The 22591-nt window shown below is 69.0% G+C and carries 18 protein-coding genes; 11 read left to right on the forward strand and 7 right to left on the reverse strand.

Going from position 1 to position 22591, the window contains the following annotated elements:
• The first annotated feature begins 20 nt into the window (after nt 1–20).
• The 7 genes from LX14_RS09975 (at nt 21) to LX14_RS10005 (ending at nt 6497) form a co-directional block, all read left to right on the forward strand.
• Complete coding sequence (locus LX14_RS09975) at nt 21–1133, forward strand: FUSC family protein (RefSeq protein ID WP_253647056.1); 1113 nt, start codon at nt 21–23, stop codon at nt 1131–1133.
• A gap of 119 nt (nt 1134–1252) precedes the next feature.
• On the forward strand, nt 1253–1897 hold the full coding sequence (locus LX14_RS09980; protein ID WP_253647057.1) for an ABC transporter permease: 645 nt from the start codon (nt 1253–1255) through the stop codon (nt 1895–1897).
• A complete protein-coding gene (locus LX14_RS09985; RefSeq protein WP_253647058.1) occupies nt 1894–3141 on the forward strand; it encodes an ATP-binding cassette domain-containing protein in 1248 nt (415 codons plus the stop codon). Before LX14_RS09980 ends, LX14_RS09985 begins: the two co-directional genes overlap by 4 nt.
• Nucleotides 3138–3875 carry an ABC transporter permease gene (locus LX14_RS09990; RefSeq protein ID WP_253647059.1) on the forward strand — a complete coding sequence of 246 codons (738 nt, stop codon included), beginning with the start codon at nt 3138–3140 and terminating at the stop codon, nt 3873–3875. The genes LX14_RS09985 and LX14_RS09990 overlap by 4 nt, the downstream gene beginning before the upstream one ends.
• Nucleotides 3872–4855: a glycine betaine ABC transporter substrate-binding protein gene (locus LX14_RS09995; protein WP_253647060.1), complete on the forward strand. Its 984-nt coding sequence runs from the start codon at nt 3872–3874 to the stop codon at nt 4853–4855. The genes LX14_RS09990 and LX14_RS09995 overlap by 4 nt, the downstream gene beginning before the upstream one ends.
• Before the next feature lie 59 nt (nt 4856–4914).
• Complete coding sequence (locus LX14_RS10000; protein ID WP_253647061.1) at nt 4915–5829, forward strand: cation diffusion facilitator family transporter; 915 nt, start codon at nt 4915–4917, stop codon at nt 5827–5829.
• Between the two features lie 41 nt (nt 5830–5870).
• Nucleotides 5871–6497, forward strand: a complete 627-nt coding sequence (locus LX14_RS10005; protein ID WP_253647062.1) for a pyridoxamine 5'-phosphate oxidase family protein — start codon at nt 5871–5873, stop codon at nt 6495–6497.
• A gap of 30 nt (nt 6498–6527) precedes the next feature.
• Here LX14_RS10005 and LX14_RS10010 read toward each other — a convergent pair whose 3' ends face one another.
• The 7 genes from LX14_RS10010 to LX14_RS10040 form a co-directional block, all read right to left on the reverse strand.
• Nucleotides 6528–7979, reverse strand: coding sequence for a multicopper oxidase family protein (locus LX14_RS10010; protein WP_253647063.1), 1452 nt, complete (start codon nt 7977–7979; stop codon nt 6528–6530).
• Nucleotides 7972–8361 carry a hypothetical protein gene (locus tag LX14_RS10015; protein WP_253647064.1) on the reverse strand — a complete coding sequence of 130 codons (390 nt, stop codon included), beginning with the start codon at nt 8359–8361 and terminating at the stop codon, nt 7972–7974. The genes LX14_RS10010 and LX14_RS10015 overlap by 8 nt, the downstream gene beginning before the upstream one ends.
• 223 nt (nt 8362–8584) lie before the next feature.
• Nucleotides 8585–9199: a hypothetical protein gene (locus LX14_RS10020; protein WP_253647065.1), complete on the reverse strand. Its 615-nt coding sequence runs from the start codon at nt 9197–9199 to the stop codon at nt 8585–8587.
• 283 nt (nt 9200–9482) lie between these two features.
• Nucleotides 9483–12905 (reverse strand): ATP-binding protein, encoded by a 3423-nt coding sequence (locus tag LX14_RS10025; RefSeq protein ID WP_253647066.1) that lies wholly within the window; start codon nt 12903–12905, stop codon nt 9483–9485.
• Nucleotides 12906–13035: 130 nt separating this feature from the next.
• A complete protein-coding gene (locus LX14_RS10030; RefSeq protein ID WP_253647067.1) occupies nt 13036–13761 on the reverse strand; it encodes a hypothetical protein in 726 nt (241 codons plus the stop codon).
• 446 nt (nt 13762–14207) lie between these two features.
• Nucleotides 14208–14990: a site-2 protease family protein gene (locus tag LX14_RS10035; RefSeq protein ID WP_253647068.1), complete on the reverse strand. Its 783-nt coding sequence runs from the start codon at nt 14988–14990 to the stop codon at nt 14208–14210.
• Nucleotides 14987–15589 carry a hypothetical protein gene (locus LX14_RS10040; protein WP_253647069.1) on the reverse strand — a complete coding sequence of 201 codons (603 nt, stop codon included), beginning with the start codon at nt 15587–15589 and terminating at the stop codon, nt 14987–14989. Before LX14_RS10040 ends, LX14_RS10035 begins: the two co-directional genes overlap by 4 nt.
• A gap of 201 nt (nt 15590–15790) precedes the next feature.
• On the opposite strand from LX14_RS10040, the gene LX14_RS10045 reads away from it, so the two are divergent.
• From LX14_RS10045 to LX14_RS10060, 4 genes are all read left to right on the forward strand, one after another.
• Nucleotides 15791–17077: an adenylosuccinate synthase gene (locus LX14_RS10045; protein WP_253647070.1), complete on the forward strand. Its 1287-nt coding sequence runs from the start codon at nt 15791–15793 to the stop codon at nt 17075–17077.
• 223 nt (nt 17078–17300) lie between these two features.
• Nucleotides 17301–20462 carry a formate dehydrogenase subunit alpha gene (gene fdhF, locus LX14_RS10050; RefSeq protein ID WP_253647071.1) on the forward strand — a complete coding sequence of 1054 codons (3162 nt, stop codon included), beginning with the start codon at nt 17301–17303 and terminating at the stop codon, nt 20460–20462.
• 34 nt (nt 20463–20496) lie between these two features.
• Nucleotides 20497–20910, forward strand: coding sequence for a helical membrane plugin domain-containing protein (locus tag LX14_RS10055; RefSeq protein WP_253647072.1), 414 nt, complete (start codon nt 20497–20499; stop codon nt 20908–20910).
• A gap of 69 nt (nt 20911–20979) precedes the next feature.
• Nucleotides 20980–22530 carry an alkaline phosphatase D family protein gene (locus LX14_RS10060; RefSeq protein WP_253647073.1) on the forward strand — a complete coding sequence of 517 codons (1551 nt, stop codon included), beginning with the start codon at nt 20980–20982 and terminating at the stop codon, nt 22528–22530.
• Nucleotides 22531–22591 lie beyond the last annotated feature (61 nt).

Raw genomic sequence — 22591 nt, forward strand, 5'->3', positions numbered from 1 at the left:
CGTCGCGGTCGGCTCGCCGCGTGGACTCCGCCCTCGACTCCGTCCGCCGCCGCCAGCATGCGCTGCCCGGTCCGATCCGCACCCGGACGCGACGGGTCTGGTACTCGCTGATCCCGGTCGCCCAGTGCTCGATCGCCGCGGGTGCGGCGTGGGCTGTCGCCACCCAGCTGTTCGGGCACCCTCAGCCCTTCTTCGCACCGATCGCCGCGGTCATCTCCCTCGGTCTGTCCCTCGGGCAACGATGGCGCCGCGCGGTGGAGATGGTCGTCGGCGTGACCGTCGGCATCGGCGTCGGCGACCTGATCGTCAGTCTCATCGGCTCGGGAGCCTGGCAGATCTCGGTGGTGGTGGCGCTGGCGATGACGGTGGCCGTCGCCGTGGACCGCGGGCCGCTCGTGCCGCTGCAGGCGGGCAGCTCGGCGGTGCTCGTCGCGACGCTCCTGCCCCCGGGCGGCGCTGCCGGGGTGAACCGAATGGTCGACGCGCTGATCGGTGGCGTCATCGGCGTCGTGATCGTCGCGCTCATCCCGACGCACCCCGTCCTGCGAGCCCGTCGCGACGCGGCGGCCGTGTTGCACACGATGGGCCGGGTGGTCGACGCGATCGTCGACGGGCTCGGCACGCGCGACGTCGAGATCGTCTCCGACGCCCTGCGCCGCGCCCGCTCGACGCAGGGCGCCATCGACACCATGCGGTCGGACATGAGCGGCGGGCGGGAGATCAGCCGGATCTCGCCGCTGTACTGGAACTCCCGACGTCGCCTGACGCGCCTGGCCGCCACCGCCGATCCCATCGACAACGCCGTGCGCAACCTCCGGGTGCTCGCACGGCGCGCCGTGTCGGCGATCCAGGCCGACGAGCCCGTCCGCGACGAGGTCGTCGACGTGGTGGCCGACCTCGTCGGAGCGCTCGACATCCTCCGGCAGGTGGTGCTGGCCGACCCCGGCGAGTCACCGGACGGTGCTGACGCCGCACGCGTGCTCCGCACCATCGCGCGAAAAGCCAAGCCGGAGTTGGTCATCGGCGGCGGACTGTCGGAGACGGTCATCCTCGCGCAGGTGCGGTCCATCATCGTCGACCTGCTGATGGTGGCCGGGCTGAAACGGGAGTCGGCGCTCGCCACACTGCGGTGAGCGCCGACGGGGCGGGTGACGAAAGCACGCCTCGCGCATGATGTCTCGCCATGCCCGATTTCCGATCACGGTGATTCTTTGTCTGGACCGGCTCTCCCGGTGCACGGCTACGGTGACGCGTGCACCTGTGGAGTTATCTGAACGGCCGGATCGGTGATCTGGCGTTCCTCACCTATCAGCACGCGTCGCTGGCCTTCCAGTCCGTGCTCGTCGGGACCCTCGTCGCGGTCGTCGTCGCCGTCGCCGTGTATCGACTCCCCGTCTTCGCCGCGCTGACCTCCACGACGAGCCGTGTCGCGCTGACCATCCCGTCACTGGCCCTGCTCGCCCTCCTCATCGTCCCGCTCGGTCTGGGTGTCGCGCCGTCGTTCGTCATGCTGGCGTTCTTCGCGACCATGCCGATCCTCGGCAACGCGATCGTCGGACTCCGATCGGTGCCGGAGACGGTGGTCGAGTCGGCCCGGGGCATCGGGTTGTCGCGCTGGCGTGTGTTGCTCACCGTCGAACTCCCGCTGGCCTGGCCCGTGATCCTCACCGGGATCCGCGTGTCGACCCAGATGGTCGTCGGCGTCGCCGCGATCGTCGCCTACGTCCTCGGACCCGGACTGGGGTCGCTGATCTTCAACGGGCTGTCGCGTCTCGGCGGCACCAACGCACTCGAGATGGCCTTCACCGGAACCGTTCTCATCGTCGCCATCGCCCTCGTCTTCGACGGCCTGCTCGTCGTCCTCGGACGCTTCACCACGACCAAGGGATTGTCATGACCACGCACCCCACCGACACCGCCGTGACGGCCGGCAGGACCGTCACCGGTGCCACCATCACCCTCGACGGCGTGGTGAAGCGGTACCGCGGCACGGAGACCCCGGCCGTGCAGAAGTTGGACCTCACCATCGACGCCGGCGACATCGTCGCGTTCGTCGGGCCCTCGGGCTGTGGCAAGACGACGACCCTGAAGATGATCAACCGTCTGATCGAGCCGACGGAGGGTCGCATCCTGATCGGTGACCGCGACGTCACCAAGGAGAACCCGGACTCGCTGCGCCAGTCGATCGGCTACGTGATCCAGTCGGGCGGGCTGTTCCCGCACTGGTCGGTCCGCAAGAACATCGGCGCCATCCCGCGGGTGCTGGGCTGGGACAAGGCGAAGATCGCCGAACGCACCGACTACCTGCTCGACCTCGTCGGCCTCGACGCCGCCACCTACGCCGACCGCCTGCCCAAGGACATGTCCGGTGGCCAGCAGCAGCGCGTCGGTGTCGCCCGTGCGCTCGCCGCGGACCCGCCCGTGTTGCTCATGGACGAGCCGTTCGGTGCCGTCGACCCGATCACCCGTGTCCGCCTGCAGGACAGCCTGATCCGCATCCAGCACGAGGTCGGCAAGACGATCGTGATCGTCACCCACGACTTCGAGGAGGCGACGAAGCTCGGCGACAAGGTCCTCATCCTCTCCGAGGGCGGCAAGATCGAGCAGTACGCGACGCCCGCGGAGATCCTGGCCAACCCGGCGAGCGCCTTCGTCGAGGAGTTCGTCGGATCAGGCGCCACCCTGGCGCAGTTGACGCTGTCGCGGGTCCGCGACGTCCAGCACGACCCGGTCACCACGGCCCGGGTCGGCGAGGACGCGCAGGCGGTGATCGGGCGGGCGCGCGAGGCCGGGCACACCTGGGTCGTCGTCGTCGACGAGTCCGGAGTGCCGAGGTCGTGGCCGTCTCTCGACGAGCTGGCGACCAAGCCGACCGTCACCGACTACGTCGACCGCCGTCTCCCCACCGTCGCCGTCTCGTCGACGCTGAACGACGCGCTCGACGCCATGCTCGCCGCGAGCCAGGGCGGCGTCCTGGTCACCAGTGGCCGTGGCGTCGTGCAGGGTTCGCTGTCCATCGGGTCCGTCATGGAGATCATCCAGGGGCAGCTCGCGGCCAGTCGCGACACCGCCGGCGACTCGTCTTACACGGCCCACCGGGACGGCACGGGCGACGCAGACCCGGCGGGCGGACAGTCGTGAGACGTTTCCGTTCCCTCCCCGTCGACGTCTGGTTCGAACCGTTGGTCGTCGTGATCGTCGCCGTCGGCTACGTGATCTGGTACACGACAACCGAGTTCACGCCGACCGAACAGGCCGCCCTGGAGTGGGCGACGCTGCGGTCGACCATCCTCGACCACATCGAGCTGACCGTGGTGGCCGCGGCGATCGTCGTGGTCATCGCGATCCCGCTGGGGATCCTCCTCACGCGCGAGTCCGCGAAGTGGTTGAGTCCCATCGCGGTGAACATCGCCAACATCGGACAGGCGGCGCCCGCTGCCGGTCTGCTGGTGCTGTTCACGTTCTGGCTCGGCACCGGCTTCAAGACCGCGGTGGTCGGGCTCGTCGTCTACGCCGTCCTGCCGATCCTGCAGAACACCATCGTCGGTCTGCGACAGGTCGACCGACGCGTCATCGAGGCGTCCCGCGGCATCGGGTACTCGGCCACCCGGACGCTGCTCCGCGTCGAGCTGCCCCTCGCCATCCCGGTCATCCTCAACGGCGTCCGCATCGCGCTCGTCATCCTGGTCGGCACCGCGACGCTGAGCACCTTCATCGGCGCGACGAGCCTGGGCACCCTCATCACCACCGGCGTCACGCTGTTCCTCCCCAAGCTGCTGGTGTCGGGGGCACTGCTGGTCGCACTTCTCGCGCTCGTCATCGACTGGCTCGGCCGGCTGGTCGAGTACTTCGCCACCCCGAGGGGTATCGCATGATCACCGTCAGCAGGACACTCCGCGCGATCGGTGTCCTCGTCGCCGTGATCGCGACGGTCGCAGGATGCGGGCTGGTCAGCTCGTCGGGGACCTTCCGCACGGCGAGCCTGCCCGACGGCAAGAAGCCGTTGACGGGAACCGATCTCGTCGTCACCTCGAAGAGCTTCACCGAGGGGGTGCTCCTGGGGAAGATCACCGCGACCTACCTGTCGTCGGCAGGCGCCAAGGTCACGGACCTCACGGGTGCGCCGGGATCGGCGTCGTCGCGCCAGGCCCAGCTCAACGGTGACGCCGACATCCTCTGGGAGTACACCGGGACCGGCTGGGTCACGTACCACGGTGAATCCGAGGTCATCGCGGACCCGCAGAGGCTGTGGGAGCGTGTGCGCGACGTCGAGAAGCGTGACCACGACCTCGACTGGCTGACGCCGGCCAACTTCAACGACACCTACGCGTTCGCGGCGTCGGCGGCGACGGCGAAGCGGCTCGGCGTGACCACGCTGTCGGAGGTGGCGAAGCTGCCGGTCGGCGACCGCACGTTCTGCGTCGACGACGAGTTCTTCAGCCGTTCCGACGGATTCCTGCCGATGCTGCAGAAGTACGGGATCCCCTATGGCACCCCGAACGGTGTGCCCGCCGGCAACGTGACCCGCATGGACGCCGGTGTCATCTACACCTCGACGAACCGCTCGTCGCCCTGCAACTTCGGTGAGGTGTACACGACCGACGGTCGCGTGAAGAACCTGAACCTGACGGTGCTGACCGACGACCGGAAGTTCTTCCTGCCCTACAGCGGGACCGCTGTGGTCCGCGGGTCGGTCCTGCAGGCCCACCCCGAGTTGCGGCCGCTGCTGGGCCAGGTCTCCAGCCGGTTGACCGACAGCATCATGCAGGACCTGAACGGACTGGTCGACATCAAGGGCGAGGACCCGTCGGTGGTCGCCTACAACTGGCTCAAGAGCGAGAAGCTCATCACCTGAGGTCGGTCCCTCCGACGGGGGTGTTGCCATACATGCGCGATCGCGCATATGTTGGCGGCATGGGACTCGGACACGACCACGGCCACGGGCCGTCGACGGCCGATGCCTCCACCCGTCGTCTGTGGCCGATGGCCGTGGGCATGGCGGTGATCGGCGTGTTCTTCGTCGTCGAGCTGACCGTCGGTGTGGTGGTGAACTCGCTGGCTCTGATCGCCGACGCCGGCCACATGCTCACCGACGTCGTCGCGATGGCCATGGGGTTGACGGCACTCCTGCTGGCCCGCCACGGCGGCACAGCGGGGGAGAAGACCTTCGGCTGGCATCGCGCCGAGGTGTTCACCGCGGTGGCCAACGCAGTCCTGCTGATCGGTGTCGCGGTGTTCGTCCTGTACGAGGCGGTCGAACGGATGGGAACCGACCCCCAGGTGCCGGGGCTGACGCTGATCGTCGTCGCCTTGATCGGTCTCGCGGCGAACGTCGCGGTGATGCTGCTGCTCCGCTCGGACGCCGAGGGCAGCATCGCTGTGCGCGGCGCCTACATGGAGGTGCTCGCCGACGCGGTCGGGAGCATCGGGGTGCTGATCGCCGGTGTCGTGGCGATGACCACCGGCTGGGGTTACGCCGACATCGTCGTCGCCGTCCTGATCGCACTGTGGGTGGCGCCGCGCGCCGTCAAGCTCGCCGCCGACGCCCTCCGCATCCTCAGCCAACGCGCACCGGCACACGTCGACGTCGATGCGGTCCGTGCGGATCTCGCCGCACTGCCCGGGGTCCACGATGTCCATGACCTCCACATCTGGACCCTGACCACCGGGATGGACGTCGTCACCGTCCACCTCGGCAGCGACGCCGACAACGCCGACGTGCTCCCCGCCGCCCGCGAGGTCCTGGCCCACCACGGACTCGACCACGCGACCGTGCAGGTCGACCCCGTGGAGATGCAGAAGCGCTGCCACCGCGACCTGACCTGGTGACCCGGGAAACCCGGTGGCATCGCCCACCGGGAGGCGTCAGGATGTCCGCTGTGACCGCCGAACTGGACCGCCTGCACCGCAAACCCGACCGTGCCGGGGACCGCGCGCTGCTCGACGAACTGCTCGACGAGGTGGCCGTGGGGACACTGAGCACGGTCGTCGACGGACTGCCGTGGTCGGTACCGATGCTGTTCGCCCGCGACGGCGACCGCATCCTGCTGCACGGCTCCACCGGGGCCGGCGCGCTCCGCCACGTGGCCGAGGGTGCGCCGGCCACCTTCACGGTGTTCGCGCTCGACGGCATCGTCGTGGCGGACACCCTGTTCGACCACTCTGCCAACTACCGGTCGGCGGTCGTCCGCGGGACGCTCGCGACGCTGCGTGAGGACGTATCGACCGTGTTGGACACCCTGAGCGACAAGCTGATCCCTGGTCGCGTCGCGGAGGTCCGCGACCACACCCGCAAGGAGATCGCCGCGACGAGCGTGGTGGCGCTGGAGATCGCCGACGGGCAGTGGATCGCCAAGGCGCGCAACGGGCCTCCCGGTGATCCGGACGACCCGTCGGCCTGGACCGGTGTGGTCCCGGTGCGGACCGTCTACGACCCGCCGATCACCACCACCGGCGACGAGCCGCCGGAATCGGTGCTCCGCCTCGCCGACCGCTGAGTGCCAGGAACCCGTGCATCCTGACCAGGGTCAGGTGGGTCTGTCGATGACCTCGAGCAGCTGCATCATCCCGTGGTCCTCGTGGAAGAGGATGTGGCAGTGCATGACGAATTTGCCGGTGAAGTCGGCGAATCGTGTTCGCATCGTCAGGTTTCCGAACGGGGGCAACATGACGGTGTCCCGGTAGTGGTGTTCGTCGACGGGCTTGTCGTTGATCGCGGTGACGAGAAAGTCGTTGACGTGGATGTGGATCGGGTGCGGCTCGTAGGTCTTGTTGACGAAGTGCCACTCCTCGGTGTCACCCAGGTACATCGTCTCGTTGACCACGTGATGGTCGAACTGCTTGCCGTTGATGTAGTAGTTGAACATGTGCAGGTCGCTGGTACCGCGGGGCTCGATCTCCTCGAACACGAACTGCCGACGGCGCGCGATCGGGGAGTTCCTGAGATCGTCGAGCGGCAGCAGTGTGGTGGGCATCGGCGTGGATGTCACCGCCGTGCCTGTCGATGTGAGATTCAGGAGGGGTTGCGGCGCCGGGATCATGCTCGAGTAGTACGGCCCGAACTCGGCCCAGCTCAACGAGCGCAGTTGATAGTCACCGTGGGTGGCGCCCTGGATGAGGACGTCGGCGCGTCCGCCGGGCACGACCTCCACGACGTCCTTGACCTCGGTCGCGGTGAGCGCGTCGCCGTCGACGGCGATCAGGTGCATGGGGTGACCGTCGAGCTGCAGCCGCAGGAACAGTGAGCTGGCGTTGAGGATCCGCCAGCGTTGTACCTCGCCGGGCGCGATCGTGGTGGTCGGCTGGTACACCCCGTTGACGAGGGTGACCTGCAGACTGTTCGAGCTCGCATCACCGGGAACCATCTTCCCGTCCTTGAGCTCGGTCTGGCTGATGATGACCATCCGCTCGGGACGTCCCTTGATCCCGGGGATCTCGTCGAGGGCGCCCCGCACGATCAGCGCTCCGAACAGTCCGGCGAACACCTGGGTGTCACTCAGGGTGTGTTGATGTGCGTGATACCAGTAGGTTCCGCCCGGATGATCCTCGGGAAGGTGGTAGCGGTAGCCGAACTCCTGACCCGGTTCGACCGCCATCAACACGTCGTCGCTGGGGGCCTTCGGCGACACATGCAAGCCGTGGGTGTGCAGATTGGTGGGTTCGTCGATGCGATTGTCGAAATCGACCGCGATGCGGTCACCGGGGCGGATCTCCCATGTCGGGCCCGGGTAGGTGCCCTCATAGGTCACCGTCTTCACCCGTGTCCCGCCCAGGCTCACGTCGCGGTCGACGACCTGCAGCCGGGTGTCGAGCCGGCCGCCGTCACTGCTGCGTACCGTCGGTTCGAACCACGTGTCGGTCGCGGGTGAGTCGTCGGTGCAGGCGGCGAACAGTGGGGCGCCGAGCAGGGAGACGCCGGCGAGACCGGCGGCGCCACCGAGGAATCGGCGTCGGGAGACGCCGCTGTTGTGCTCAACCATTGTCGGCCTCCCTCGTGATCGTGACCGTGCGGGTCGCGGGGTTCAGCGTGTCGGCGGTCCAGTCGATCGTGATGGTGTGTTGCGGTGGTCCGTCGCACGCGAACGCCACCGTTGCGCCGATGCCGGTCGGGCCGCCCGCGGGAACCTGGTAGGGCAACGGGTTGCTCAGTCCGGACGCCAGTCGCCGACCGTCGAGGGACACGGTGACGCCGGTCGCCGATGGCGCAGTCCACCCGACCGTGACGATCGCCCGCCGGGGCGATCCGTCGAGGCACGTGTAGGTCGGTTGCACAACGAAGTCGCGCACGCCGACCACTCCGCCGGGATCGACGACCGGCGTCTGAGACGGCGTGGACGTCGTCGTCCTCGTCGGAACCGGCACGAGATCACCTGGCGCGCTGGACGAGGCGCACCCCGACACCACGAAACCCGACACAGCCACGGTGGTTGCGGCCACTGCAACACGACAACTGATACGACGCATTTCCCGTCTCATCCTTCGGTCACGGCGCCGACAGGCCCCGCGATGTGTGGCCCCGTACACAGCAGGTGCCCAGAGCGCCGCCCGACCTCATCCGAGGCCGGGCGGCGTGATCGATCAGGGACTAGCTGCTGCCGAACAGGCCGGCGAACGGATTACCCGCGCCGCCGCCCACGGCGGACGTCTCGACCTGCACGTTGCCGGTCAGGTAGAAGTCCTGCCACGCATCACCGGTCAACCCGGGCCCCTCCGTCTCGACCCTCAGGCTGAGCTTGTTGCTGACCACCTTGCCGAATCCGCCCGGCACGTTGATCGACTCGATGGTGTAGTCGCCCGACCCGCGGCCCGGCACCGTACCCTTCACGAAGTACTTGTCGTCCCGTGACGCGAAGTACAGGTAGGTCCCGCCCTTGCCGTCAGGACCGTAGGAGATGCTGGCGAGCTGCCCGGCGAAACCGGCATCGGGCCCGGCATGCCCACCATCGAACACGCCCGCGGCCTTGATGTAGCACGAGCTGTCCGACCACGACCAGCGGTGAGACCGGTAGCAGTTGAGCGAACCGGGATATGCAGGGCCGGCATCGTGCAGGCGCAAGTGCATTCCGAAGTACTTGGTCTGCGCGGCCACGTGGTGAGCACCGGCCGGCGCCGCGGAGGCGGCGGGTGCCGCAGCGAGCCCCATCGAGGCGACCGCGGCGGCGGCCAACGCCAGGCCGGTGAGACGAGAACGAATGGACATACCTGGAGAACTCCTCTGTGGACGTGACTCGGCCGCAGCGCCCGATGCACGCGATGACCGATGAGCGGCCCCGTCTGGGAACCGTGATGCGACCATAAAAATGCAGTGCAATCAATCTGCAAATATTAGTTGCGGAATAGATTGCAGATCAGCGGCCGTTAATTACGCCTTAGCGCATCTTTCTTGCTGTCCGTCGTGCGTGGCAGAGGTGGACGGGCCGGTCCGACTGCGCGCCTGACGCCCCACAGCCACGGGAGGGAAGACCCGGGCCCGGCGCAGCCTCTCAGCTCCCGATCGCACCGATGCGCCGGAGGACGGCGGTGGCCCCGACCTCCTCCGCGGCGCGGCGGGCGCGCAGGAGGGACTCCGCGCTCGGCTGTCCGTCGCGACGGTGCTCGAGCAGCGCGACGAGGTATTGCGTCTCGGCGTACCAGCCGTCGAAGCCCTGGTCACGATGTGCGGCGAGCGCATCTTCGAGATGCGCTGTGGCGCGGGCATATTCGCCGACCGTGATCGACAGCTGGCCGAGGTGGTGGTGCACCGTGCCGTACACCGACGCCCACGTGATGGTGTTCTCGTCGCGGTAGGGCTCGATCCGCTCGTAGACGAGCGCACACACCTCGGCGTTGCCGACCTGCGCGGCGACGCGGCCGATGGCGGCGAGGGTGATGAGCCACAGTGTGTTGACGGGGATCTTGTCGATCCGGCTCCGGTCGTACCAGTCGACGTACCTTCTCGCGGCGTCGATCTCGCCGACGTCGACGAGCGCGGCCGCGAGGGATGCGCGATAGATGTCGACGACATCGAGGTGTTCGATGAGCGCCGCGCGTTCGTCCGCCACCTCGCGCATGTCGCCCCGGAGCGCCCGCAGCGCCATCACGTGACCGAGAACCCGGCCGAAGGAGAACGACTCGATCGGCGAGGAGGGGATGTCCTGCAGCCCCTCCAGCCGCTCCTCGGCACGGACGAGCCGTCCCGCGGCCAGGTCGATCGCGAACTCTATGCTGCGCGACAGCCAGGCCATCTCGGGATCGCGGTCCGCCTGTGCCGCAGTCAGATACGACGTCGTCCGCTGTGCGGCCCGGAGGTCTCCGTACTCGACCTGCTGGCGCGCGATCCACACGGCCATCAGGGGGTCGACACGACGCTCGGTGGACGTCGAGAGCAGCCCCGTCAACTCGTCGTAGGACGCCCGTCGCAGGTCCGCGCACTGGGGAACCCGCAGTGCGACCAGCAGAGCGGACAGGGCGGCGATCAATGCGCCGCGGTCTCCGACCCCCCTGGCCGCGTCGATCGCGCGGACGAGCAGATCACGCCGGGTGGAGTGATCGGACACCCAGATCAGTTCGATCGCCAACTGCGACAGCAGGTGTGCGGTCGTGGCACCGTCGTCGCGTCCGGCGGCCTCCAGAGCGTCGAGGGCGTCGTACAGATCGGCGATGCGGTCGGCGTCGGAGTGGAAGTGGACGTAGAGGATGCCCTGCAGATCGTTGGCGAGCGTGGCGCGCACCTGCAGGTCCACGTCACCGAGCCGTCGGGCCATGTCCGCCGCTCCGAGCAGCGTCGGCCGGAAGTCCGGATCACGCGCCTTGCGCAGTGCTCGACCGAGATCCACCTGGAGCCGGCAGCGGTCCGCGGAGTCACCGCGGGGGAGAAGGCGTTCCGCGGCACTCCGATAGAAGGCCACCCCGTCCTCGTATGCACCGAGTGAGGTCGCGCCGTCACCCGCACGCCACCAGAGGTCGGCGGCGCGTCGGCGGTCGCCGTCGAAGCCCCTGCTGAGGTGATACGCGAGGCGGGCGCAGTCGTCGGGTGCGCCCAGATCGTCGAGTTCCTCGAGGACCTGCGCGACGCGCGAGTGCAGGGCGGACCGCCGGCCGCCGGTGATCCCGGCGTAGACGGCCTCCTGCACGAGGGGATGTCGCAACTCCACCTCGGACCCGCTGTCGCTCTCCCGGACCAGTCGGTGGCGTTCGAGCTCGTCGAGCGCGTCGGCGAAAGCCGGATCGTCGAGACCGGGGGTCGCGGCGCGCAGCACGTCACGACGGGTGGACATACCGACGACCGCACAGATCTGCAGGAGGTCGACGGCGGCCGGACCGAGCAGCCGTTCACGCTGCGACACCGACTCGGCGATCGAGGTGGGCAGGGCCGCGCCCAGTCCGGACCGCTGCGACGCGATGAGGGAATCGACGAACAGGGGCAGCCCATGGGTCCTCTCGTGCAGGACCGAAGGGTCGAGACGGCTCCCCGACGCCTCGACGATCGCGCCGACCTCCGCCGGGGTCAGGCCGCCGAGCACGATCCGGTGGACGGAGTCACGGTGCCCGGACGAGCCGGTCATCGCGCGGATCCCCGGGCTGTCGAGGTACTCGTCCCGGATGGTCGCGAGGACACACAGTCGACGACGCTCGGACGCGCGGATGATCCACCGCAGCACCGCGAGTGTGGCGGGGGTCGCCCAGTGCAGATCGTCGATCACCAGCATCGTCGCACCGGACCGACCGGGCCCCACCAGCCAGTCGAACACCGCCGTCATCGCGACGGATCGGTCGTCGTCGGGTCGATCGCCGGGGAGGTCGAGACCGAGCCGGCGCACCGACAGTGGGATCAGGTGGGCGAGACCGGGGACCTCGGACACGCGGGCACGGGCGTCCGTCACGTCCATCCCGCCGAGTTCGTCCGAGATCGCCTCCACCAGCGGCTCGAACGGGACGACCGCCTCCTCGCTGCAGCGGCCGTGCAGGACGTGGATGCCCCGCTCGCGGGCGCGGTGCATCGCCTCCGCCGCGATGGTGCTCTTGCCCGACCCCGCCTCACCGGTGACGACGATGGTCTGACCGGTACCGCGCCCCGCCCGGTCGACGATGTCGGCGATCGTCGCGAGTTCCGGCGCCCGCCCGATCAGTTCGACGCGCTCGACCGGTCGGGTGACGGGTGCCTCCCCGTCGCCGGAGCGCAGGATGGTGAGGAACAGCTCCTCGGTCTCGACCGAGGGTGTGACACCGAGCTCGTCGGCGAGGACCGCGCGGCACCGGGCCGCGACCTCCAGCGCGCGTCCCCGCTCACCCATCGCGACGTGCGCGCTCATCGCGACCCGATACGCGTTCTCCCGCAGAGGATCTGCGGCGATGAGTCGTTCGGCGGCCGCGACCGCGTGCTCGTGGTCGGCGACCTGCAGCGACATCTCCGCGTCGATCTCGAGTGCTCTCTGCCGAAGTCCCGCGACGGTCGTCCGGACCTCGTCGGTCCACGCGCCGGTCACATCCGGCAACACGGGGCCGTCGAGGAGCCCCAGAACAGTGCGCACGTCGCGCACCACGTCGACCGGATCGGCCCCGACGGGGACGATGAGATCCGTTGCGAACTCGAGGTCGGTCACCATGCCGGGCGGCAGGGTCATGCGGACGAAGCCGCCCCGTGAGCGCACGTTCTCCGGCGCCACGCCCGCGATCTCGAGGCTGTCGCGCACACGGGAGAGCACCCCCCGGACGGCCGCGTTCCACGAGCGGGGCCGAACGCCCGGCCACAGCACGTCGGCGAGATCCTCGAGGGCGACGTCCCGGTCCCGGCGCACCGCGAGATAGGCGAGCACCTCGGCACAGCGGGGACCACCGACGACGCGAGGGTGCACCACGACGCCGCCGTGGACGATCCGCACGCCGCCGACGAGGCGGATCGCGACCGCTGCGGTGTCGGAAAGCACATCGTGAGGATAGTCATCGATGGTCCGACGCCTCGGTGTGTCGCCGTAGACGCGCACCGGCGGTGGGAACGGCAGGAGCCGACACCCCGTCGGGATGCCGGCTCCTGGTCGTGCTCGAGCGGTCGGGGTGTCAGTCGCCCTGCAGCGCGATACCCGTGGTGCCTGCCGCGTAGGGGCCGAACTGCTGCACCTTGCCCGGCTTGGATGCGGTGCCGCCGCACCCGAGGTTCGCGGTGAAGTCCGCGGTCGAGTACACCGATGCGGTGAACGCCGAAGTGGTCGAGGCGTTCGCGGTGTCGCGGGGCGCGGTGCTCAGGCGTGCCTTGACCGTCGTGTTGCCGCTGCTGAAGATCAGCGACGTCGGCTTGGCGAACTTCGCCTTGTCCTGCAGGTAGCAGCGGGCCGTACCGGACAGGACGTTGGCGGGCTTGTTCTGGATGGTGACGAGGTCTTCGGCGTTCGCGCTCGAGGTGCCGGACTTGTCCTCGCATCGGGTGACCACGTAGTAGGTGGCCGGCTTCAGGGTGACCGTCTTCGTCCCCGCGGAGATCGGCGTGTTGGGGACGGCCCGAAGCGGGATGGTCGTCTTCACGACCGGCTTCTCGTCGTTGCCGTTGGCGTAGACGGTGAGCGAGCAGGTCTGACGTGCCTCCGTGGGCGGGAGCGCGAATTCGATCTTCAGCTTGTTGCCGAACGGTGAGTCCAGTGACTGCGACGCGCCGGTCGGGTCGACGATGGACGCCTCGTAACCGAGGAAGCCGCTGCTGCTCGCCGAGGCGATCGCGGGGGTCAGTGCGACGGCCGCGCCGGCGATCGCGAGGCTCGCGGCGAACGAGCCGATGAGTGTCTTACGCATGGATGGTCCTTCTGTTGTTCTCAGCCCGATCGGGCTGAGTGGGGAAACGGTGGTCTGAGGCGACCAACAACGGTCCACGAAGGGACCGGTGACAGCGGAATGCACTGGGGTGACAAGGCCCCGGAGAATGCCGGCGGGTGGTGGCTTTCGGTCGTTCGAGTCGGTTTAACGCTCGTTATGAAGTAGAGCACACCGCTACATCACAAACAAGAAAAGTCAGCATTGCGAACAGATCAAGGGAACGCGGTGATGATCACAAAACGATATCTCCGAGCGGATCGATGCAGCTCAGAGACTTGCGTTCAGCCGAACGATCGACACTGTCGAACAGTTCGTCTGTACGAAAAGGTCATCTCGGACAGTTCGACAAGGTGCGGAGAATGCATTTACAAAACAATTGCACCCGTTTCCTAGAATGCGCGCGGAGACGGACTGCCCATTGTTCGTCATCGCCAGAACATGACGAGGTCGTATCCGATGGACGCGAGCGACGACGGCACGCCGGACCTCTCGAAGAGCCAGTAGATCGCGTCGAAGAAGGCGCGATTGACCGGCGGGAGCAGAAGCAGGACGAACACGATGAGGAACCCGTACTGGCCCACCTGGACCATCGACCGCCGCGTCTGGGGCGAGAGGTACGGCTCCACCGCGCCGTACCCGTCGAGACCGGGGACCGGCAGGAGGTTCAGCACCGCGGCGGTGATCTGCAGGAACGCGAGCATCGCGAGCGCCGACCACAGGTTGATGGTCGAGAAGTCGATGGAGTCGAGCCGTGCCCGAAGCGCGGCGAGCAGTGCGACGGCCAGGATGATGTTGGCCGCGGGTCCGGCGAGGGACACGATGGTGCGCTGTCCCCGGCTCATCGCCGCGATGTTCACGTACACGGCTCCGCCCGGGAAACCGATGCCGCCCAACAGGATGATGACCAGCGGCAGCGTGATCGACAGTCCGGGATGGGCGTACTTCCGCGGGTCGAGTGTGAGGTACCCGCGCAGCTCGGCGTTGGCGTCACCGAAGGCGAATGCGGTCACCGCGTGACCGAACTCGTGCAGGCACAGCGACACCACCCAGCCGCCCACGACGAGCATCAGCGCGCCGACGATCGACGTCGTGTTGCGACCGGGGTCGGAGTTCGCGAGCACGACGCCACCGGCGACGGTCACCGCGACCACGCCGAGGAACACCGGTCCCGGACGGACGGATCGGGCGATCTGCGTCGCTGTGCTCACGGACGCACCAGTTTCCAGTCGTCGGCGTGGCGGTAGACGGTCGAGCGGGGGACAGGGCGCGGCGCCCGGACGCCGTCCCGCTCGACGACGACGTCGATGCCGCCGGTCTGTACCGCCCTCCCGGGGACCCATCGCGTCCGGAACCGCCGTGCGACGGCCCCCTCGACGCCCGGCTCGTGGGCGGTGGGGCGGATGCGCACCTCACGGGTCTCCCCGGAGAACAGCAGGGTGCTGTCGACGTAGGTCTCGCCGGTGAACGTGCTCCCGACGCCGCGGTGGGACGCCTCGCCGACCACCACCACGGCCGCGTCGTCCCGGATCAGTGGGACCGACCGCGCCTCGCCGGCCACGGCCAGCGTTGCCGCCGCGTCACCGTGGGGGAGCCCGTAGACCGTGGTCGCCGGGGTCGCGAACGGGGCCACATAGGCCACCTCGAGGTCGAGTCGCTCGGCGACCAGCAGTCGCGACAGGACGCCGGCGAGCAGGGCGTCGTGGGCATCCGGTCCGCCGACGACGACGAGGCGGACCACGTCGAGGGGAGCCGCGGCCTTGGCCACCCCGGCCCGGAGGTCGTCGCGTGACAACGTCGTCCTGATCACCGGGTCATCGTCGAAAACCGCAGGCAGATGGGCGTCGGCCGCCGCGAGTACGGCGGGTCGGGCAGGCGTCGGCGCAGTCATCGCCCGATCTCCGGTCTCGTTCGTCTGCGCGATCGTCGCGAGTCAGTGTGACCCGTGACGCACAGAGCCAGTAGCGTTGTCCCACGGTTCGGGTGATCCCCGTGCCGGAAGGAGCACGATGTGCCTGCGATCGTACTGATCGGCGCGCAATGGGGTGACGAGGGCAAGGGCAAGGCCACCGACCTCCTCGGCGAGAAACTGCAGTGGGTGGTGCGCTACCAGGGTGGCAACAACGCCGGCCACACCGTGGTCCTGCCGAACGGTGAGCAGTTCGCGCTGCACCTGATCCCCTCCGGCATCCTCACGCCCGGAGTGAAGAACGTGATCGGCAACGGAGTCGTCGTCGACCCCGGGGTGCTGCTGACCGAACTCGGTGGTCTCGAGGACCGAGGCGTCGACACGACCGGTCTGCTGCTCTCCGCCGACGCCCACCTGCTGATGCCGTACCACGTCGCCATCGACAAGGTCACCGAGCGATTCCTGGGCAACAACAGGATCGGCACCACCGGTCGCGGCATCGGACCCTGCTACCAGGACAAGATCGCGCGGGTCGGTGTCCGCGTCGCGGACGTGCTCGACGAGAAGATCCTCAGCCAGAAGGTCGAGGCGGCCCTGGAGTTCAAGAACCAGATCCTCACGAAGATCTACAACCGTCGTGCCCTCGAGCCCGATCGCGTCGTCGAGGAGGTCCTCGGCCAGGCGGAGGGCTTCAAGCACCGCATCTCCGACACCCGCCTGCTGCTGAACCAGGCCCTCGAGCGCGGGGAGACCGTGCTCCTCGAGGGCTCGCAGGGCACTCTGCTCGACGTCGACCACGGCACGTATCCCTATGTGACGTCGTCCAACCCGACGTCCGGTGGTGCCGCCGTCGGGTCGGGTATCGGACCGACCCGGATCACCACCGTGCTCGGCATCCTCAAGGCCTACACCACGCGTGTCGGGTCGGGGCCGTTCCCGACGGAGCTCTTCGACGAGTGGGGCGCCTACCTGGCGAAGACCGGCGGCGAGGTCGGTGTGACCACCGGACGTGCCCGTCGCTGCGGGTGGTTCGACGCGGTCATCGCCCGCTACGCCACACGCGTCAACGGGATCACCGACTACTTCCTGACCAAGCTCGACGTGCTCTCCAGCCTCGACACGGTGCCGATCTGCGTGGCGTACGAGGTCGACGGCGAACGTGTCGACGACATGCCGATGACGCAGACCGGCTTCCACCACGCCACGCCGATCTACGAGGAGATGCCGGGGTGGTGGGAGGACATCTCCGGATGCCGCACCTTCGACGACCTCCCGCAGACCGCGCAGGACTACGTCCTGCGTCTCGAGGAGTTGTCGGGCGCGCACATCTCGTGCATCGGGGTCGGCCCGGGCCGCGACCAGACCATCGTCCGGCGCGACATCCTCTGACCGGCTGCGCACCGCACCCCGCCTGAGCGCGTCAGACGCCTGCGGTGGGACGCCCGCCGTGACACAGTGAGGTAGGTCGTCCTCGCCCCAGCCCGGCGTGGCCGCGACCCGACAGCACCGTGTGGCGAGCAGAGTCCGCGCGGATCCCCACCGCAGCAGGCGTTCTCGCGCGTGGCCCATCGTGTGTGATCGTCCGTCGGCGGTGCCAGCGCAGGGAGCCCCCGTGCCCGACTCCAGAGTGCCCGATGCCACCCCGTCCCGCGACGTCCCCGACGCGTCCGATCCGCCCGTCCGGGCCGAATCGCCCGTCCCGCGGCCCGATTTCCGACCGCTGTCCCAGGACGCCTCCGCCGATCCGCCGCGCGACGTCGAGATCGTCCTCGACGGGCGGGTGATACCGGCCGTCGCCGACCGGCCGGTCATCGAGGCGCTGATCGCCGACGCCGGACAGAAGTGGCCACGCGTCTGCTATCACCCGGCGCTGGGTGCCCTGCAGACCTGCGACACCTGCATCGTGGAGGTCGACGGTGAGATGGTCCGCGCGTGCGCGGTGCCCACCACCGCGGGCCTCGAGATCGGGACCGACGGCGAGTCCGCCGCCGCGCGCGAGGAGGCCGCGCAGCGGTTGATCCGCAAGCACGTCCTGTACTGCACCATCTGCGATCACAACGACGGCGCCTGCGAGCTGAAGAAGGGTGTCGAGGCGGCCGGACTGACACACGAGCGCAACCCGTTCCAGCCCAAGCCCTTCGAGATCGACGACAGTCACCCCTTCTACCGGTACGACCCCGACCAGTGCATCCTGTGCGGGCGGTGCGTCGAGGCGTGCCAGGACGTGCAGGTGACCGAGACGCTGTCGATCGACTGGGAGGCCGACAACCCCCGCGTCCTGTGGGACGGGGGTTCGCCCGCGGGTGAGTCGTCCTGTGTGTCCTGCGGACACTGCGTCACGGTCTGCCCGTGCAACGCCCTGATGGAGAAGTCGATGCTCGGGCGGCACGGCCTGTTCACCAGCTGGCCGGAGGAGACGCGCGCGCCGGCGATCGACATCGTCAAGGGTGTCGAACCGACCACGGGCTACCTGCCGCTGTACGCGCTGTCGGACGCGGAGGCGCTGGCACGACAGGCCGTCACGTCGGTGACCAAGACCGTGTGCACCTACTGCGGCGTCGGGTGCAGTTTCGACGTCGAGACCCGAGGGCGCGAGATCCTGCGCATCCAGCCGCAGCACGAAGGGCCGGCGAACTCGATCTCGACCTGCGTGAAGGGCAAGTTCGGGTGGGACCACATCAACGCCCCCGACCGTCTCACGCGGCCCCTGGTCCGGCGTGGATCGCGGTTCGTCGAGGTGTCCTGGGCGGAGGCGATGGACACGATCGCCGAGCGGATGAGCGCGATCATCGAGCGCGACGGATCGGACGCGGTGGCCGTCATCGGATCGTCGAAGGCGACGAACGAGGAGTCGTACCTGACGCAGAAACTGGCACGACAGGTGTTCGGGACGCACAACACCGACAACTGCTCCCGATACTGTCAGGCGCCCGCCACGCAGGGGCTCTGGCGCACAGTCGGTTACGGCGGTGACGCCGGATCGATCAGCGACATGGAGCGGGCGTCGCTGGTGCTCGTCGTCGGGTCGAACACCTCCGACTCCCATCCGGTCATCGCCGCCCGCCTGCGCCGCGCACACAAGCTGAACGCGCAGCAACACATCGTCGCCGATCTGCGGGAACACGGCCTGGCGAAGCGCGCGGACGTCTTCATCCGGCCCAACCCGGGTACCGACCTGATCTGGCTGTCGGCGGTGGCTCGCCACATCCTCGACGAGGGCTGGGCCGACGAGGACTTCCTCGACGACAAGGTCAACGGACTCGCCGAGTACCGGGAGTCGTTGGCGCCGTTCACCCTCGAGTACGCGCAGGAGCGCACGGGGATCTCCGTCGAGGAGTTGACGGACGTCGCCCGGCGGGTGGCGACCGCCGAGTCCGTCGTCGCGCTGTGGGCGATGGGGGTCACCCAACACCACATGGGGTCCGACACCTCCACGGCCATCTCCAACCTGCTGTTGGTGACGGGCAACTACGGCCGGCCCGGGACAGGCGGCTACCCCCTGCGCGGTCACAACAACGTGCAGGGCTGCAGCGACTTCGGGACCATCAACACGTTCTTCACCGGGTATCAGTCCATCGAGGACGACGAGGCGCGCGCCAAGTTCGAGCGTGCCTACGGGCGCGAGTTCTCCACCGAACCCGGTATGGACAACCACGAGATGGTCGACGCCGCCCACGAGGGTCGCCTCAAGGCGCTCATCGTGATCGGTGAGGAACTGGCCCTCGTCGACGCGAACATCCACTACGTGCAGGAGGCGATGGAGAACCTCGAGTTCTGTGTCGTGTCCGAGCTGTACTTCTCCCGCACCTGCGAGTTCGCCGACGTGGTCCTGCCGGCCGCCGCGTCGCTGGAGAAGGACGGCACGTTCACCAGCACCGAACGTCGGATCCAACGCCTCTACAAGGCGATGGAGCCGATCGGCGAGGCCAAGCCGGACTGGCAGATCCTGCAGGACATCGCCTCGCACATGGGCTACGAGTGGGGGTACACCCACCCGAGCGAGATCATGGACGAGATCGCCGATCTGACACCGTTGTTCGCCGGTGTCCGCTACGACCGGCTCGAGGGGTACGCCTCGCAGCAGTGGCCCGTCGCCGCGGACGGGACCGACACCCCGCTGCTCTACACCGACGGGTTCCACTTCGACGACGGCCGGGCGCGCCTGTACCCGCTCGGCTTCCGCGAGCCCGTGGAGAAGCCCGACGAGGAGTACCCGCTGCACGTCAACAACGGCCGCGTCCTGGAGCACTTCCACGAGGGCAACCTGACGCTGCGGTCGGCGGGACTGACCCACATCGTGGGCGACACCTACATCGAGATGACCCGGCGCACCGCCGAGGACCACGGGGGCCTCGCCACCGGCGACTGGGTCCGTCTGGTGTCGCGCCACGGCGAGTTGACGGCGCGGGTCCTGCTCTCGGAGGAGGTGGCCGACGGCCAGCTGTGGGTGCCCATGCAGGCGGCCGAGATCAACTCCCTGACGTCGAACGAGGTCGATCCCGACTCGCACACCCCGGCGTACAAGGAGATCGCGGTGTACCTCGAACGTGCGGACGGCCCGCAGGAGGTCCGCGGTGGCGGGCGACGCGGCGCCGACCGCGGCCGCAAGGGTGCCCGGGACGTCGAAGAACGTCCGTCGGGGCCTCCGTTGCCCCGCACCCATCACCGCTACGGGCATCCCACGCCCCAACACGGTGTCGAGACCCACCGCAAGTGGGATCGTCCCGACTACGTGCAGCCGCCGGAGCCCGAACCGGACGGGGCCCGCGCATGACCACCCCCGGTACGACGACGAGGAGGAACCGCTGATGGCCCGGTCGCTCGGCTACACGCCACCCACCCCACCGGACACCGGTGCGCGCGACGAACTCGACGACCTCGTCGAGGCGCTGCACGACACCGGTCTGCTGCGTGCCCTCGCCGGTGGTGCCCGTGCCTACCCGACCCTGTTGCGGACTCTTCTCGACGCGGTCGACGCCGACACCCTGCGGGCGGGCATCGCCCTGGCGGGGGGCTTGCGGGACCTCGACCCGACGGAGGCCGAACGTCTCGCCGGCGGGATCCGCCGCGCCCGCAGCGAGGCCACCGCCGCCGCGACGGGGAAGCCCGAGGGTCCGGTGGCGCTGCTGCGGCGCCTTCGTGATCCGGACACGCGACGGGGCTTGTCGGCGGCGCTGGCGGCACTGTCCGCGATCGGGGGAGCCCTGCGCGAGAAGGGGTGACCGGCGGGTCGCAGCCCGGGGTCACCGCGAGTTCACCCGCTGTTCGGTTCCGTGGGCGACGATCGCGCGATGTCCCTGTCCCGCCGCAGCTTCCTCACCGCCTCGGCCACCGCGGGCCTGCTCGTCCCCGCAGTGGGGCTCGCCGGTTCCCGTGCGTCCGCCTCACCGGGTCTGCTGCGCGCACGTCCGACGCTGACCCACGGCATCGCCTCCGGCGACCCGCGCACCGACGGCGCCCTGGTGTGGGCCCGCTCGGACACCCCGGCGCGGATGATCGTCGAGGCGTCACCGCTCGAGAACTTCGCCCTGGCGCGACGATTCGTCGGACCGGTGCTCACGCCGGCCACCGACGGCACCGGTCGCGTCCGGGTCACTGGCATGCCGCCGGGAGCCACCGTCCACTACCGGGTGACCCTCGAATCCGACCGCGGGACACGGTCGGCACCCCTGACGGGGACGTTCCGCACCGCACCGGTCCTCCCCGGCACGATCCGCATGACGTGGTCCGGGGACGTCGCGGGACAGGGATGGGGCATCGATCCGGCGCGGGGCGGCATGCGCGGGTTCGGGGCCGTCGCCGACCGCCACAGCGACCTGTTCCTGCACTCCGGCGACACGATCTACGCCGACAACCCCCTCACCGAGACCGTCGACCTCGGGGGCGGACAGGTCTGGCGCAACCGCATGAGCACTGCGAAATCAGCTGTCGCGCAGACGCTCGACGAATTCCGCGGCAATCATTCCTACAACCTCACCGACGCCAACTACCGGCGTCTGGCGGCATCGACGACGCAGCTGGTGCAGTGGGACGACCACGAGACGTTCAACAACTGGTTCCCCGGTGAGATCGTCGCGAACCCGGCCTACACGCAGGAGAAGCGCGCAGACGTGCTCGCCGCCCGGGCACTGCGCGCCTTCCACGAGTGGCAGCCGGTGTCCCCGGTCGACGCTGTCGACGGACGCGTCTACCGCAAGGTGTCCTACGGGCCCCTGCTCGACATCTTCGTGCTCGACATGCGGTCCTACAAGGACTCCAACTCTGACTCGCGGGCTTCGGCCGGGGGACACATCCTCGGGGACCGACAGGCCCGATGGCTCGTCGACGGGCTGAACTCGTCGCGCGCGGTGTGGAAGATCGTCGCGAACGACCTCCCGCTGGGCATCGTCGTCCCCGACAGCACCTATGGCGACCCCGGCGCCGACGAGGCGGTTGCCCAGGGCGACAACGGGTCCCCGCTCGGTCGCGAGGTCGAACTCGCAGGGATCCTGCGCCGCACCCGAGGCGTCCGCAACGTCGTGTGGCTCACGGCCGACGTGCACTACACAGCGGCGAACCACTACCACCCCGACCGCGGCGCCGTCGGCGACTTCCGCCCCTTCTGGGAGTTCGTGTCCGGCCCGCTGCACGCCGGTGCGTTCCCGGCCGGGAAGCTCGACCGCACCTTCGGTGTCGAGCAGGTGTTCGTCCACGCCCCCACCACCCCGAACGTCGGCCCGGCCGTCCCCGAGTTCCAGCACTTCGGCGAGGTCGAGATCGACGGACTCGGCGGACGCATGGCGGTCTCGCTCTTCGACGCCACCGGCGCGAGGCTGCACCGGACGGATATCACCCGGGAGTGAACCCCCCACCGGGTAGGTTCACTCCCATGCCCGGGACACGCCCGGGGCCCCGAGACCGGAG

The sequence above is a fragment of the Williamsia deligens genome, from assembly GCF_024171765.1.
In the GTDB taxonomy this organism is placed as follows: domain Bacteria; phylum Actinomycetota; class Actinomycetes; order Mycobacteriales; family Mycobacteriaceae; genus Williamsia_A; species Williamsia_A deligens.